Annotated in this window: 14 protein-coding genes; 6 read left to right on the forward strand and 8 right to left on the reverse strand. The window is 65.8% G+C overall.

What is annotated here, in order from left to right; translation table 11 throughout:
* Nucleotides 1–104 precede the first annotated feature (104 nt).
* A complete protein-coding gene (locus BN1233_RS14430; protein WP_046864258.1) occupies nt 105–848 on the reverse strand; it encodes a class I SAM-dependent methyltransferase in 744 nt (247 codons plus the stop codon).
* Nucleotides 849–1,015: 167 nt separating this feature from the next.
* Between BN1233_RS14430 and gloB the strand changes: the two genes are divergently transcribed.
* The 3 genes from gloB (at nt 1,016) to BN1233_RS14445 (ending at nt 3,092) form a co-directional block, all read left to right on the forward strand.
* Nucleotides 1,016–1,783: a hydroxyacylglutathione hydrolase gene (gene gloB / locus BN1233_RS14435; RefSeq protein WP_046864259.1), complete on the forward strand. Its 768-nt coding sequence runs from the start codon at nt 1,016–1,018 to the stop codon at nt 1,781–1,783.
* Between the two features lie 99 nt (nt 1,784–1,882).
* Nucleotides 1,883–2,341, forward strand: a complete 459-nt coding sequence (locus tag BN1233_RS14440; protein ID WP_046864260.1) for a cupin domain-containing protein — start codon at nt 1,883–1,885, stop codon at nt 2,339–2,341.
* Nucleotide 2,342: 1 nt separating this feature from the next.
* Nucleotides 2,343–3,092, forward strand: a complete 750-nt coding sequence (locus tag BN1233_RS14445; protein ID WP_046864261.1) for a GNAT family N-acetyltransferase — start codon at nt 2,343–2,345, stop codon at nt 3,090–3,092.
* 108 nt (nt 3,093–3,200) lie between these two features.
* Here the strand turns inward: BN1233_RS14445 and yddG are convergent, their stop codons facing one another.
* The 3 genes from yddG to BN1233_RS14460 form a co-directional block, all read right to left on the reverse strand.
* Nucleotides 3,201–4,073 carry an aromatic amino acid exporter YddG gene (yddG, locus tag BN1233_RS14450; protein WP_046864262.1) on the reverse strand — a complete coding sequence of 291 codons (873 nt, stop codon included), beginning with the start codon at nt 4,071–4,073 and terminating at the stop codon, nt 3,201–3,203.
* A gap of 209 nt (nt 4,074–4,282) precedes the next feature.
* Entirely contained in the window at nt 4,283–5,008 is a 726-nt protein-coding gene (phbB, locus tag BN1233_RS14455) for an acetoacetyl-CoA reductase (RefSeq protein WP_046864263.1), read from the reverse strand.
* A 360-nt stretch (nt 5,009–5,368) separates the two neighbouring features.
* Complete coding sequence (locus BN1233_RS14460) at nt 5,369–6,547, reverse strand: acetyl-CoA C-acetyltransferase (protein ID WP_046864264.1); 1,179 nt, start codon at nt 6,545–6,547, stop codon at nt 5,369–5,371.
* 227 nt (nt 6,548–6,774) lie between these two features.
* On the opposite strand from BN1233_RS14460, the gene phaR reads away from it, so the two are divergent.
* Entirely contained in the window at nt 6,775–7,335 is a 561-nt protein-coding gene (gene phaR / locus BN1233_RS14465; protein WP_046864265.1) for a polyhydroxyalkanoate synthesis repressor PhaR, read from the forward strand.
* 39 nt (nt 7,336–7,374) lie between these two features.
* Here the strand turns inward: phaR and BN1233_RS14470 are convergent, their stop codons facing one another.
* The gene (locus tag BN1233_RS14470) at nt 7,375–8,958 is read right to left on the reverse strand and encodes an EAL domain-containing protein (RefSeq protein WP_046864266.1); all 1,584 of its coding nucleotides are present in this window, start codon (nt 8,956–8,958) and stop codon (nt 7,375–7,377) included.
* 163 nt (nt 8,959–9,121) lie between these two features.
* Between BN1233_RS14470 and BN1233_RS14475 the strand changes: the two genes are divergently transcribed.
* Nucleotides 9,122–9,514 carry a hypothetical protein gene (locus BN1233_RS14475; RefSeq protein ID WP_147707243.1) on the forward strand — a complete coding sequence of 131 codons (393 nt, stop codon included), beginning with the start codon at nt 9,122–9,124 and terminating at the stop codon, nt 9,512–9,514.
* A gap of 93 nt (nt 9,515–9,607) precedes the next feature.
* On the opposite strand, the gene rpmF is transcribed toward BN1233_RS14475, so the two are convergent.
* Both rpmF and mtgA read right to left on the reverse strand, forming a co-directional pair.
* Nucleotides 9,608–9,793 carry a 50S ribosomal protein L32 gene (rpmF, locus tag BN1233_RS14480; RefSeq protein ID WP_046864268.1) on the reverse strand — a complete coding sequence of 62 codons (186 nt, stop codon included), beginning with the start codon at nt 9,791–9,793 and terminating at the stop codon, nt 9,608–9,610.
* A gap of 142 nt (nt 9,794–9,935) precedes the next feature.
* Nucleotides 9,936–10,739: a monofunctional biosynthetic peptidoglycan transglycosylase gene (gene mtgA / locus BN1233_RS14485; RefSeq protein WP_046864269.1), complete on the reverse strand. Its 804-nt coding sequence runs from the start codon at nt 10,737–10,739 to the stop codon at nt 9,936–9,938.
* Between mtgA and BN1233_RS14490 the strand changes: the two genes are divergently transcribed.
* Nucleotides 10,738–11,679, forward strand: a complete 942-nt coding sequence (locus tag BN1233_RS14490; RefSeq protein WP_046864270.1) for a polyprenyl synthetase family protein — start codon at nt 10,738–10,740, stop codon at nt 11,677–11,679. The two genes, mtgA and BN1233_RS14490, sit on opposite strands and share 2 nt — an antisense overlap.
* Before the next feature lie 101 nt (nt 11,680–11,780).
* Here the strand turns inward: BN1233_RS14490 and BN1233_RS14495 are convergent, their stop codons facing one another.
* A complete protein-coding gene (locus BN1233_RS14495; RefSeq protein WP_197094597.1) occupies nt 11,781–13,715 on the reverse strand; it encodes a potassium transporter Kup in 1,935 nt (644 codons plus the stop codon).
* Nucleotides 13,716–13,753: the final 38 nt, after the last annotated feature.

Below are 13,753 nucleotides of genomic sequence, written 5' to 3' on the forward strand. Positions count from 1 at the left end.
TGCCGTTCCCCTGAGCTTTTCCCTGAGAGGCACGGGATATCCTCGCTCTGCTTCGTCACGAGCAGGGCGTCCTGACCGCTCTGCGGCGCGTGCGATTTTTCGGTTCAGCCTTGTGCGTCGCGCCGTGCTGCGGCAGCTGGGGTGAAGACCGGCGACAGGCGATAAACGCGCCGCACGGGACGAACGGTGATCGCCCGATAGAGCTGCTTCGTCGCCTCGACGACATGAAGGCCGGCAAAGGGCAGGGAGAAGCCCGACCCGACGCGCTCCCAGATCTGGGCCGTCCGGAGCAGGAAGCGGCTGCGCAAGGGTGGAACGTACAGAGTCTCGGCCCACCGCTCCGGCGAAAAGAGGGTCTGGCGCATCAGGGCCTTCAACTGCGTCCGGCTGTAAGGCTGCCCATAACCGAACGGCGTCGTGTCCATCCGGGCCCACAGACCCCGGCGGTTCGGTGCCACCAGGATCAGGCGGCCGCCCGGCGTCAGGACACGCCAGATTTCATGAAGGAGCTCGTTCGGGTTCTCGACGATCTCCAAACCGTGTACGACGAGAACCCGGTCGATCGAGGCATCGGGAAGCGGCATCATCGTGAGATCGACGAGAGCCGTTGCGGAGGCGCCGCTGGCCGGCCAGTTCACGACGCCCTGGCTCGCAGGCATGAAAGCGAGCGTCCGCTCGGCATCCGACCGCACCGGCACGAGATACGGGACGGCATAGCCGAGACCCAGTACGCGAAGGCCGACGAGCGGCCCCCAGAACTGGCCGATCGAACGGCCGACGAGGCGCTGGGTCACGCGCCCCAGCGCACTCCCGTAGAACGCTCGCAGATCGGTGACGTCGACGCCCATACCGCAATGCCCCACCCGAAGCCTTCATGGGGGCTTCGGGAGGCCCATGCAAGCACAGAGCCGTAGGCTGGGAAGATCGGCTCGATCTTTCGCTGGGGAGTGCGCCATGGACCTGTTCTTGGAGTGCCGGCGTTCCATGATAGACAACACGAAAGACGGGAGAGATCATGCCAGCCGAAATCCATGTTTTCAGATGCCTCGAGGACAATATCGGGGTGCTGGTTCGGGATGCCACGACGGGCGCATGCGCGTCGATCGATGTGCCCGAGGCGCGCGCCGTGTTGCGCGCCCTCGAAGAGCACAATTGGCGGCTTACGGATATCCTGGTGACGCATCGGCACGGCGACCACGTCCAGGGCATACCCGAGGTCAAGAGCAAGACCGGCTGCCGGGTGGTGGGCCCCGCCAAGGCTGCAGGACAGGTCCGGACGCTCGATGAGACCGTGCGGGAAGGCGACAGAGTTGCGGTCGGCGACCTCACGCTGGAAGTCTGGGAGACCCCCGGACATTGCGCGGATCACGTCTCCTACTGGTGTCCCTCGGAATCCGTGCTCTTCTGCGGCGACACCCTGTTCACGATGGGCTGCGGGCGGGTGTTGGAAGGGAGTCCGGCGGATCTCTGGAAATCCCTCGAGCGGATCGCAAGCCTGCCTGCCGACACGACCATTTATTGCGGGCACGATTACACGCTGTCGAATGCGCGTTTCGCCCGGGCGGCGGACCCGAACAATCCCGAAGTGGCGCGGCGCCTCGAGGAGGCCGAGGAGGCCCGCCGGACCGGGCGCCTGCTCGTTCCGACGACTCTCGCGGCAGAACAGGCGACCAATCCATTCCTGCGCGCACGAGAGCCGGCCCTCGCCCGCGCCGTGGGGCTCGAGGAAGCCGAGCCCGTCGAGGTGTTCCGGGCACTTCGGGAGTGGAAGAACCGGTTCTAGAGCCGTTTCCCTGCCGGGGATTCGGCACACGGTCCGTGATCTCACGCGTTTCTGTGCGGATGGGAGTCGCGTCGCAGGAACGTTCGAAGGGAACGCAGGATGGCGATCGACGAATTGAGTCAGGATGAGGTCATCCGGCTCCTCGGTCTCGAGCCGCACCCCGAGGGCGGCTATTTCCGCGAGACGTTTCGCGACGCTTCCATGGCATCGTCGGGGCGTGCCGCCTCGACTGCGATCTATTATCTCCTCGGCCTCGGTGACGTGTCGGAATGGCACCGCGTCGATGCCGCGGAGGTCTGGCACCATTATGCTGGCGCCCCGCTCGTCATCACCGTTTCGGAGAATGGCCATGATGCTTCAGCGCATCGCGTCGGGCCCAATCTCTTGCAGGGAGAGCGCCCGCAATTCGTGGTGCCGGCAGGCTGGTGGCAGACGGCGACCAGCCTCGGCGCGTGGACGCTCGTAGGATGCACCGTTGCGCCCGGATTCGATTTTGCAGGATTCGAACTTGCACCGCCCGGATGGAAGCCAATCCCGCGAACGCTCGATCGGAGCTGACATGAGCAACGACGACCTCATCCTTGCTCTGGAATGCCGCCTGATCAACGCCTGGCCTTCCTTCGATTACCAGCTCTACGACGGCTGGCTGCTGCGGCTTGCGAAGGGCTACTCGAAGCGGGCCAACTCGGCGACGCCGCTCAGCCGCGGGGCCAGCCTGGATGAAGGGCTCCTCGCCCACATGATCGAGCACTTTCTCGCAGAAAACGTGCGGCCGACCTTCCGCCTGAACTCTCTCGAGGACGATGGCGTCGATGCATTCCTCGCCGGGCAGGGATTCCAGGTCATCGAGCCGACCAGCGTGCTGGCGCGCGTCCTCCCCGACGATTGCATGCTCGATCCGGCGATGACCATCGAGCCCCAGGCAACCCTGCGCTGGGTTCGCGAAACGGCGCGAGCCTATGGCGGAGACAAGGCGAACGACGAGATCCTCTGGAAGATCGTGATGCGGATCCGCCAGAAGGCGGCCTTCGCGACTCTCAATCTCGACGAGCGGCCGGTTGCCTGGGGACTCGCCGTTCTCGAGCGAGGCTGGGTCGGCCTCTATGATATCGTCGTCGAGCCGGAACTGCGCGGCATCGGGCTCGGCCGCCGGATGGTGTCGAGCCTGTTGGCGTGGGGGGCGGAGCAGGGCGCCTCGCACGTGTACCTGCAGGTGCGGGACGACAATTCCGTTGCGCAGGGCCTCTATCGCTCCCTCGACCTCGAACGGGTCTACGGCTACACGCACCGGGTGATGAGCGGGCCGTAATTGGTCTTTGCACCCGTCGTCATTGTGAGCCGCAGGCGAAGCAGCCCATTCCGAGGCCGTGACCTCTGGATCGCCTCGCCCAAATCACGATAGTACAGAGGGGCGGGTTCAGGCGCGTACTCTGCGCCCCGCAGCGGTGGCAAGGAGGGCGCCTGACACGATGAGGGTGCAGGCGAGGGCGAGTGAGGCCGTGGGCTCGGCATATCCGGCGAGGACGAGCACGAGCGTCGACAGGACAGGCGCTGCGTAGGACGCGACGCCGAGCAGGCGAATGTCGCCGCGCTTCATCCCGATATCCCATGCATAGAAGGCGGCGCCGACCGGGCCGATTCCGAGGGCCAGGATGGCGAGCCATTCCGTGCTTCGAGATGGCCAGAGCGTCGTCTCGAAGAGCAGATGACAGACGAAACTGAGAAGGCTCGTCGCGAGGCAGAAGCCGGCCACGGCGTCCGTGGGGACCTGGCCGAAGCGGCGTGAGAGCACGGAATAGCCAGCCCACACGAAAGCGGCCGCACCGGCGCAGAGATAACCGAACGCGTATTCCGCTCTGATGTCGATCGCTCCACGCCCGGAGACCAGCACGATGACGCCGAGGAAGCCGAGAATTGCCCCCGCCACCGTCAGGCCATGGAGGCGTTCGCCCGGGAGGAGGCTCGAGAAGAGCACGATGAGGAGCGGCCACAGATAGCAGATGAGACCCGCGTCGGCAGGAGGCGCCATCCGGAGCGCGGCGAAGTAGAGCGCGTGATAGCCGAAGAGCCCTCCGACACCGAGTAACCACACCACAGCGGGCTGGCTCAGGACGCCGGCGCGCGTTCCTCTCACGAGGAGCACCGCGGTACCACACAATCCTCCGATCAGAAATGTGATCGCGGCGAGCTGGAATGGCGGCATGAGGCCCGATGCCGCCGTGAACAGCGCGAGCAGCGACCAGAGGAGAATGGCGGTGAACCCAATGGTGTTGGCGGAGCGCGAAGTCATACGCCGCGATAGCCGAAACCTTTCGCCGGCGCGAGTGACCGATGCCGCGCCTTTCAAGGAGCGCATCGCGCAAATGGACAACCGCTTGGCCGAAAAATGCAAGCGGGACTCCGATACAGGAATCCCGCTCGGGACCGTCGCGTCGACCCTGCCTTCGCGGGCCGAAAGAGCAGGCGGGGCTCGTTCACCGGAGCCCCGCGGCCGTAGTATCAGGCCATGTACTGGCCGCCGTTGACGCTCAGGGTCGAGCCGGTGATGAAACCGCCCTCGTCCGCAGCCAGGAACAGGACCGTCCGCGCGATTTCCTCGGCCTCGCCGAGCCGGCCGACGGGGATCAGGGGAAGGATTTTGGTCTTGAGGACTTCCTCGGGGACGGCCTGCACCATCTCGGTTGCAATGTAGCCCGGTGCGATCACGTTGACCGTGACGCCCTTATTGGCATTTTCCTGCGCGAGCGCCTTCGCGAAGCCGATCACTCCCGCTTTTGCGGCAGAGTAGTTCGCCTGACCCATCTGGCCTTTCTGGCCGTTGATCGACGAGATGATGATGACGCGGCCGAAGCCGCGATTGCGCATTCCGTCGATGACCGGGCGCGTGCAGGTGAACATCGAGTCGAGGTTGGTCCGGATCACGGCGGACCACTGGTCGTAGGTCATGCGGTGAAACATGCCATCCCGGGTAATGCCCGCATTGTTCACGAGGATTTCGACCGGGCCGAGTTCCGATTCCACCGCGCGGATGCCCGACTCGCACGCTGCCGGATCGGAGACATCGAACTTGTGGACCGGGATGCCCGTCTCGGCCTTGAATTTCTGCGCGGCTTCGTCGTTGCCGCCGTAATTCGCAGCGACCTTGTATCCGGCGTCTTTCAACGCCTTCGAGATTGCGGCCCCGATACCCCGGGTTCCGCCGGTGACCAATGCGACTCGCGCCATGTGATGCTCCCTTGCTGGCATTCCGTCCCGAGTGGATCTCTCGAGGATCCACTCAATACTCCCGAGCGTCTTCGGGCATCAGGAACGATGCCCGAAGACGCTGCAGGAGTCGTCTCATTCTCGCGAGGGCTTTCGACCTTCAGACGAAGGTCGAAAGCCTGCCGAACGCGCTCGACCGATACTCGTGTGAAAACTCTGACCGCGGAAGTGCCGCATCCTGGCGATGCGGCCGGACTCGCCCGTCGACTGACGCACACGTCGAGAAATAGAGGCCGGTTTCCGGAGGCCAATCCTGACGCAACATTCGAGGGCGGGAGCAATCCGATGCGAATGCTCCCGCTCATCGCACAGATTCGAGCCTCAGCGCTCCAGGCACATGGCGATGCCCATGCCGCCGCCGATGCAGAGCGTGGCGAGGCCCTTCTTGGCTCCCCGCTTCTGCATCTCGTAGAGCAGCGTGCTGAGAACCCGGGCCCCGGAGGCGCCGATCGGATGTCCGATCGCAATCGCGCCGCCGTTCACGTTCACGATCTCGGGGTTCCAGCCCATGTCCTTGTTCACCGCCAGCGCCTGGGCCGCGAACGCCTCGTTCGCCTCGACGAGCTCGAGGTCCTGGACCTTCCAGCCTGCCTTCTCGAGGGCCTTGCGGGAGGCCGGGATCGGGCCGGTGCCCATGATGGCCGGGTCGACGCCCGCGGTTGCCCAGGACGCGATCCGGGCCAGCGGCGTCAGCCCACGTCGCTCGGCCTCCGCGGCGGTCATCAGCACGGCAGCTGCCGCGCCGTCATTGATGCCCGATGCGTTTCCGGCCGTGACAGTCCCCTCCTTCGAGAAGGCCGGCCGCAGCTTCGCGACGGCATCCATCGTCGTTCCCGGGCGGATGTATTCGTCCTGGTCGACGACGGTGTCGCCCTTGCGACCCTTGATCGTCACCGGGACGATCTCGTCCTTGAACCGGCCGGCCTTCTGCGCAGCCTCGGCCTTGTTCTGCGAGGAGACCGCGAACTGATCCTGCTCCTCGCGGGTGAGCTGCCAGCGCTGGGCGACGTTCTCGGCCGTGTTGCCCATATGGTAGCCGTGGAACGCATCCATCAGTCCGTCGCGCAGCATGGTGTCGACGAGCTTGAAGTCGCCCATCTTGGTGCCGGCGCGCATATGCGCGGCATGCGGCGCCTGGGACATGGATTCCTGACCGCCTGCCACGATGATCGACGCATCGCCGTTGGCGATCTGCTGCATTCCGATGGCGACGGCGCGCAGCCCTGACCCGCATAGCTGGTTCAGGCCCCAGGCTGTCTTTTCCTGCGGGATGCCGGCTGCCATGGCGGCCTGCCGGGCGGGATTCTGGCCCTGACCTGCCGTGAGGATCTGTCCGAGAATGACCTCGTCGACCTCCGAGGCGTCGACCTTCGCACGTTCGAGCGCAGACTTGATCGCTATGGCGCCGAGGTCGTGAGCCGGGGTGTTTGCAAAGGCTCCATTGAACGACCCGACAGGCGTGCGCGCTGCGCCAACGATGACGATGTCTGCTGTGGCCATGTGCTTCTCCTATTGTGCAGGCGGGTCCTGCGGACCGACGCCGTCTCGTCGATGAAAAGCCCGGGCAGTGGGAAGTCAAGGCTGCTCGGGCGAGGGTCAGGCGTGCATTTTACACACCTCCTGAGCGACATCCGTTTGCGATGGGAACGGAAATGCCTAAAGTCTCCTCTCAGCGGCCTCCGATCCTGCCACCGGAGGATCCGGGTCGCCACGGTGAACGGTACAGCATGGCGACGGAAAAGCAGCCTACGGTCATCAAGAAATACGCCAACCGGCGCCTCTATCACACGGGAACCTCCGCCTACGTGACCCTCGAGGACCTCGCGAAGATGGTCCGCAATGGCGAGGATTTCGTGGTCTATGACGCGAAATCCGGAGAGGACATCACGCGGTCGGTCCTGACGCAGATCATCTTCGAGCAGGAGAGCAAGGAAGGTCAGAGCCTCCTGCCCGTGACGGTGCTGCGCCAGCTGATCGGCTTTTACGGGGACAGTCTCCAGGCCCTCGTTCCGCGCTATCTCGAGCTCTCGATGGAAAACCTCTCCCGGGAGCAGCAGAAGCTTCGGGAACAGATGGCTCACGCATTCGGGCCCGGCGCCTTCCAGGCCATGGAAGACCAAGTGCGCTCGAACATGAAGTTCTTCACGGAAGCGATGCGGATCTTCTCACCCTTCCCGAAGCGCGCGGACGAAGCCAAGGATGGCGCCGCCCCAGCGGACGACATCGAGGCCCTCAGGCGTCAGATGAAGGAGATGCAGGAGAAGCTCGATTCCCTGACGCACAAGTAATGCGCTGGCTGTCGGCCGTTGCGGGCCGACGACAGGAGATCAGCCGCGGGCGGTGAGCCTCTGACGGCCTTCCATCGGCGATACTGCGGGGAAGAGCGGACCCTCGAGATAATCGATGCCCGCAAGGGTGAGCGCCCGGGCCAGGGAAGGATCATCCACCCACTCGGCGCAGGTCGCGCCGCCGAGCCGCTGGGCCTGTTCGATCGGACGTCTCACCCTTTCGCCGTCCTCAGGCGACCGTCGGAAGGACTGGGCGAGCCTGCCGTCGATGGCGAGGATATCGACCGACAGAGTGCGCAGGGCACGCTCGGAAACGGACGTCGGCCCGATTCCGACTCCGCGGAGCACCGTTCCGACACCCAGAGCCTTCAGGGCCGCGAGCCGGCCCCCGATGGTGCGGTGACGCGAGAGGCCTCGCACCGAGGTCTCGATTAGAAGGCGCGATCCGATCCCGGGTCTTGCCCCGATGTGAGCCGCGACGATCGTGAGCCACTCGCGATTGGCGAGTGTCGACGCGGCGACCGGCAATGCGATGCGCAGGCCCGGATTGGCGATGAGGATGTCCGCGACGAGCTCGAGGAGGCGGGACTCGAGAAGCAAGGAGAGTCCCGCCTGTTCGGCGGCCTGCCGGATCTCGGGAGCCGCACGCGGGCCGGCTTGGGACGGGAGGGCCGCAACCGCGACATGAAAGGTTGCCTGCCGGTTCGCCGCGTCGACCACAGGCCGAAGCAGAAGGTTGAGCGACCGGCCGTTCAGGGCGTCCAGAACGTTCGCGGCAGGATTCGCCTCGAGAACTGCCGCCAGATGCGCGGGTCTCAGCTCTCGCTCGAGGGCCCTGAGGGTCTGACCCGGATCGAGGGCCCCACCGGTGAGGTCGCCCGCCGCGAGCCGGAAGGACGGTTCTCCGGAACATCCATCGCGCAGGAGGTGCTCCAGCCGGACGAGAGCCGCCGGTGCCTCCTCGCTCGGACAGGAGGGAAGGAGCAGCACGAAGGAATTTTCGCCGAGCGGCATCAGGCGGTCGCCCTGGCGCAGAAGGGACCGCGCAAGACGCGCCGCACGGGAAAATCCTCCTTCCGGATCGGCAGTGTCGGGCTCGATCGTGCCGACGACGAGCGTTCCGGTGCGATTCGATCGTCCGGCCCGGCTCGCGGCCTCGGCGATCGCCGTCAGTGCCGCGAAGCGGTCTCCGGACGGGCTGCCCGCCTGTCCCGGAGCCGCATTGTCCTCGAGACGGAGCATGGACTCGGCCCGGAAAGGGCGTCCGTCGGCCATCAGGAAACAGCGCCCGGTCTCCTCGACGGTGATGAGGCGATTGCGCGACAGCCAGAGAGAGTATCGGCCCCGAAAGGGAGCGCTGCCGGGCTCGTCCTGCACGGCGTGCAGGATCATGTCGCGGCGATCCGTGTCGCCTCGAGCATCGACGAGATCGGCGAAGTCGGTGCCGGTCACGACCGCGGATCCGTGCGGCGACTCGAGCGTGAGCCGGTCGCTCGTGAGATCCCAGGTCATGGCGACGGAGGCCCCGACGGCGAGAATGGCCGAGATGCTGCCGGCCGGTTCACCCGGTGCATTCCACCCGATAGCCGCCCGGAGTCTCCCGATCCGGCTTCGCCGCGCCATGACGTGATCCTTCCGCAATCCGGGATAGGCGAATGACAATGGGCTGCCGGTTCGCGGCAAAGACCAGCCTTGCACCAGCAGCACGGGTGGGGGCGGAAACCATGAAAGGAAAACCGGCCGCATCGGCCGGTGGAACCCTGGATTCCACCTCGTCAAGATGCAAATGTCGAGCTTAACGGCAGGTAAATACGAGCCCGGAATGGCGCGAGCCGAACGCGTCCGGGCAGACGGAGAGACCGGGAAGATGCGAGCCTCGGAGATCCGGGCGAAGCCCGCCCTTGACGACCAATCCGTGCCGTCACCGGAGGCGCCTGCCGGTTCCGTCTCCGAGACGGATCCACGGGACCAGGGACGTTCGCTTACCAGGCTCGATGGCGACGAGACGAGGCGGGCACCGGTCGCACGGCCGGACGTGGGTTTCCTGACGCAGCTCCTGGCCTGTCGCGAAGGAGTGCCCCAGATGCGCGCTCGCCGCCGCGCGGGACCGGGACAGGCCGTGCGCTCCTATCGGGGACCGGCTGCGGATAGCCTGGGGCGTTTGTCGAAGCGAGTCTGATACAGGGTGCGGGGCACTCCTGTGGCGCAGACCTCCCGGCATGAAAAAGGCCGGCGCTCGGGCCGGCCTCTTCGGAACGTGATGCGGAGGCGATCAGGCCTCGGTCTTCACCTTCAGGATCTGGCGACCGCGATACATGCCGGTCTTCAGATCGATGTGGTGCGGGCGACGCAGTTCGCCCGAATCCTTGTCCTCGACATAGGTCGGGGCCTTGAGGGCATCGGCAGAGCGACGCATACCGCGCCGCGACGGCGATGTTTTCCGCTTCGGAACGGCCATCGGAATCTCCAGTCAACAACGAGCCGCCCGGTGAGACGGGTCACGCTCGCACACGAATATCGGTGAGGTCGCGCCTTATACAGAGGTCGCTGCGGTTTGACCAGCGCAAAAACCGGAAAACCGGCCGCCGCCCAGCTCGACCTCATGCACGCGGGGCTCGTAGACCAGATCCCGGCGAAAGGCAATCGGCCGGCGTTCCGTTCATGCGCTGGAGCACCCGCGCGGCAAGCGCCCGATGTTGGGCGCTCGGCCGCGCCGGGTTGCGGGCCAGTGGATTCGGGAGCGCGGTCGCGAGGAGGGCCGCCTCGCGGCGGGTCAGCTGCGTGGCGCTCTTTCTGAAGTAGGTCCGGGCCGCGGCCTCGGCGCCGAAAATACCCTCTCCCCACTCGGCGATGTTCAGATAGACCTCGATGACCCGCTGCTTCGGCCAGACGAGGTCGAGGTACAGGGCGATGGGGAGCTCGAGCCCTTTCCGGACATAGGATCGGCTCGGCCACAGGAAGAGGTTCTTGGCGGTCTGCATCGCGATCGTCGAGGCGCCGCGGGAAGGGCCATTCCCGTCCGCGGCCTCGATGACGGACCACAGGGCATCCCAGTCGACGCCCTCGTGCAGGCAGAAGCGGCCGTCTTCGGAAGCGATCACGGCGAGCGGCAGCTGGCGTGAAATGCCCTTCAGGTCGGTCCAGTCGCGCCTCACCTCGGCCCCGGTGAGCCACCGGCCGGCCATCAGGGTCGAGACCGGGGGAACGACGCGATAGGCGAGGCCTAGCAAAAGAACCGCAAGGCCCCATAAGAGGGCGATCCCCAGGATCAGGCGGACGACCCGGCGAAGGATTCGAGCGAAGCTCATCGGCTGCCTGCCACCGACACCCGCGCCGGCCGGCGCCTGTTCCGTTTCCGCGACGGCCTGGAGGGCCGCGCCATTTCGTGGACCGACTCCGAACATGTCACAGTTTCCTGCCACCTCCACGAGCCAGACCTTCCGGGATCGCCTTGCCGCGACGGCCGGCGAGGTCGAAGCGATTCTCGAAGAGCTTCTGTCGGACGACATCAGGGGCGGCGAGATCGCGCGTCCGGAACGGCTCACGGCCGCGATGCGGCATGCGGTGCTGGCAGGCGGAAAGCGGCTGCGGCCATGCCTCGTCGTCGAGGTGGCCCGAATTTTCGGCGTCGAAACCAAGGCGGCGCTTCGTGCCGCATCCGGAATCGAGCTTCTGCACTGCTACTCCCTCGTGCACGACGATCTCCCCGCGATGGACGACGATGACCTCCGGCGGGGCCGGCCGACCGTCCACAAAGCCTATGACGAGGCCACGGCGATCCTCGTCGGAGATGCCCTCCAGACCCTTGCCTTCGAAATCCTGGCGGATCCCCGAACCGATCCTGATCCCGAGATTCGCGCAACCCTCGTGCTGGGGCTCGCGCGTGCTGCCGGCCTTGGCGGCATGGTGGGCGGGCAGATGCTCGATCTCGCCGCGGAAGGCCGTTATGGCGAGGCCGCCCTCGATCTCGAACAGGTGCGTCGCCTGCAAGCCATGAAGACCGGTGCGCTCCTCGCCTTCAGCGCCGAGGCGGGGGCAATCCTGGGCCGCGCCGAGCCCCGGCAGCGAGAGGCGCTGAAGCGCTTCGGCACAGCGCTCGGCGCGGCCTTCCAGGTCGCCGACGACATTCTCGACCGGGAGGCCACGGCCGAGTCGCTCGGCAAGCGGACCGGAAAGGATCGCGACCGCGGGAAGGCCACCCTCGTCGATCTTCTCGGCCTCGACGCAGCGCGGGCCGAATGCCGGCGCCTCGTCGAGGAGGCGCACCGGTCCCTGCAGGATTTCGGGCCGGAGGCCGACATTCTCCGGGACGCGGCGCGGTTTGCCGCCGAACGGCGCGTCTGAGCCGAATCCAGGGAACTCGACCCGAAGACCGTTCGGTTCCCCACGATAGGGCGCGGAGATCGGATCGTCGTGGTGCCGCCCCGGATGCAGCGGAGGCCGGCTCAGACGGTCACCTGCGTGCCGACCTCGACCACCCGACCGGTCGGGATCTGGAAGAAGTCTGTCGCGTCGCTCGCCGATTTCGCCAGCCCGATGAAGAGCTTGTCCTGCCAGAGCGGCATCCCGGATTGTGCTGCGGGACGGATCGACCGGCGGCTGAGGAAGAACGAGGTCGCCATGATGTCGAACTTGAACCCCTGCTTGCGCAGGATCGCGAGAGCGCGAGGGATGTTCGGCGTTTCCACGTAGCCATAGGTCATCTCGACCTTCCAGAACGAGTCGCCGAGGTGCTCGACCCTGACCCGGTCCTCGTCCTCGACACGGGGAATGTCGAGGGTCCGGACGGTGAGGATGACGTTCTTCTCGTGCAGGACCTTGTTGTGCTTCAGATTATGCAGGAGCGCAGCCGGCGAGGTGTCAGGATCGCTCGTGAGGAACACCGCAGTCCCCTTGACTCGATGGGGCGGGCTCTTCTGCAGCATGCCGATCAGTTCCTGGAGCGGGACATCCGTCCGCCGTGTCTTCTCGAACAGGATCCCCGTGCCCTTCACCCAGGTCCACATGACCAGGATGAGCGCTCCGGCCAGGAACACCGGCACGTAGCCTCCCGTGAGGACTTTCGTCAGGTTCGCTCCGAAGAAGGCGAAGTCGATCACGAGGAACGGCAGCATGATCAGGAGAGAGAGCCAGAGCGAGAAGCGCCACCCTTTCCAGATCACGATCACCGCGAGAATGGCGTCGATCGACATCGCGCCGAACACCGAAAGTCCGTACGCGTGCGCGAGGTTGCTCGATGTCTGGAAGGCGAGGACGAGAACGATCACGCCGACGAGGAGCAGCGAGTTCACCCGCGGAAGATAGATCTGCCCCTGGTGGGATTCGGACGTGAAGCGGATCTCGAGCCGCGGCAGGAGGCCGAGCTGCACGGCCTGGCGCGTCAGCGAGAACGCGCCGGTGATGACGGCCTGGCTCGCGATGATCGTCGCGACCGTCGCTAGGAACACCATCGGCAGAAGCCCCCATTCCGGCACGAGGCGGTAGAGCGGATGCTCCGCCGCCGCGGGGTCCGAGAGGACGAGGGCGCCTTGGCCGAAATAATTGATCACGAGGGCCGGGAACACGAAGCCGAGCCATGCGGCGCGGATCGGCCCGCGTCCGAAATGCCCAAGATCGGCATAGAGCGCTTCCGCTCCCGAGACCGACAGGCAGGCCGTGCCGAGCACGGCCAGTGAAATTCCCGGATGCTCATAGAAGAAGATGAAGCTGTTGAACGGGTTGATGGCGCGCAGGACGGTCGGATCGTCCGCGATGTGAATAGCCCCGGTCACCGCGAGAGTCGCGAACCAGAGCACCATGATGGGGCCGAAAAGGGCTGCGACGCGTCCCGTTCCATGGCTCTGTACCGCAAAAAGGGCGACCAGGATCGCAAGGGTGATCGGAACCACATAGGCTTCGAGACCGGGCGTGGCGAGCTTCAATCCTTCCACGGCCGACAGCACCGAGATCGCCGGCGCGATGACCGCGTCGCCATAGAACAGGCCGGCCCCCGTAATGCCGAGCAACAGGATCGCGATTCGACGTCCGCCGAGGGCGCGCTGGGCCAGGGCCACGAGAGTCAGCGTCCCGCCTTCTCCCTTGTTGTCGGCCCGCAGGAGGATCAGGACGTATTTGATCGTCACGACCAGGATGAGGGACCACAGGATGATCGAGAGGACGCCGATGACGATATCCTCGGTCGCGCTGGTGCCCTGGGACGCGGCAGCGATCGATTCCCGAAACGCATAGAGTGGGCTCGTTCCGATGTCGCCGTAAACGACGCCGAGCGATCCGAGCGTCAGCGTCCAGAAGCTGGCCTGCGAGTGACCTTCAGCGGCACCGTGAGAAGGCTCGCGCTGCACGTCGGGAGGCGCGGAAGCGGCGGCTTGGATGTCGGGCATGAATGATCTGCTGGCTGCGAGCCGCATTGGCGACCCTG

It is taken from the genome of Microvirga massiliensis (genome assembly GCF_001006805.1).
Taxonomy (GTDB): Bacteria; Pseudomonadota; Alphaproteobacteria; order Rhizobiales; family Beijerinckiaceae; genus Microvirga; species Microvirga massiliensis.